Annotated in this window: 1 protein-coding gene; it reads left to right on the top strand. The window is 43.4% G+C overall.

Annotated elements, in window-relative coordinates; all coding sequences use genetic code 11:
- The first annotated feature begins 639 nt into the window (after nt 1–639).
- On the top strand, nt 640–762 hold the full coding sequence (locus tag CIK04_RS31980; protein WP_078532228.1) for a DUF3265 domain-containing protein: 123 nt from the start codon (nt 640–642) through the stop codon (nt 760–762).
- Nucleotides 763–781 lie beyond the last annotated feature (19 nt).

Here is a 781-nt window from a genome sequence, read left to right as displayed (position 1 = left end):
TGGTGTTGTCAGTCCGTTTTCTACGGCGTTGTTTGTTCCAAGTGGTTTCATTGAAGTATGCCGCTTTCGAGACTACGCCCTGACTTAAAATGAACATCAAAGCACATAAAGTTTGTTGTTCGCAAAGTTTAGTTCGGCTTAAAATTGTCGCTCGGTGCCTCGCGACTAACAAACTGCTCAAGAGGGATTCGCAACGCGTGGCATTTTTACTATGCGTTGATTTTAGTGATTAAGGTGGTTTGCGGCGGCTTTTGTATTGCGTTGCCTTACCCTCAGGCTAGGGCGTTATGCTTAATCAAGTAAAATCAGTTGGTTTATTGGTTTTTCTTTGCTCCCTCGGCTTTTCAGTTTTGTGTTTGTCGGCAAGTTGGCTTCAGTGGGCGCTGTTTTCTGGACACTTATTCTTTGGCGCTAAAAATTCTGAGAGTTGCCTCTGTTAATTTTCGGGCAAGCGCGAGGTTAGGGCGGTTGGCTCAATCAGAAATTTGATCTTAGGTTTTTGAGTTTTGACTGCCAAAGTTCAAAGTCTGATTTTCAAAATTATGAGTCATTTCTGTTTTCTACGTTTTGGCTTTTGTTTCTGAATCGAAGTCGAGTTAATCTTGTTTCCAGAAAAACGTAACCCATTGAAGCTTAAGCATAACAAGGCGTTTAAGCGGGATTCATGCCGCGTGGCATTTTTGGTATGCGGTGAGTTTTGGTGGTGAAAGTGGTCTGCGGAAGCTTGGTTTATGCGGCACTCACCCCTTAACGCAGCGTTAGGAGTTTTTGTCATGGCATA

The organism is Vibrio sp. 03_296 (genome assembly GCF_002265885.1).
Note: the sequence above shows the minus strand (reverse complement) of the source record. Positions and strands in the feature narration are given on the sequence as shown.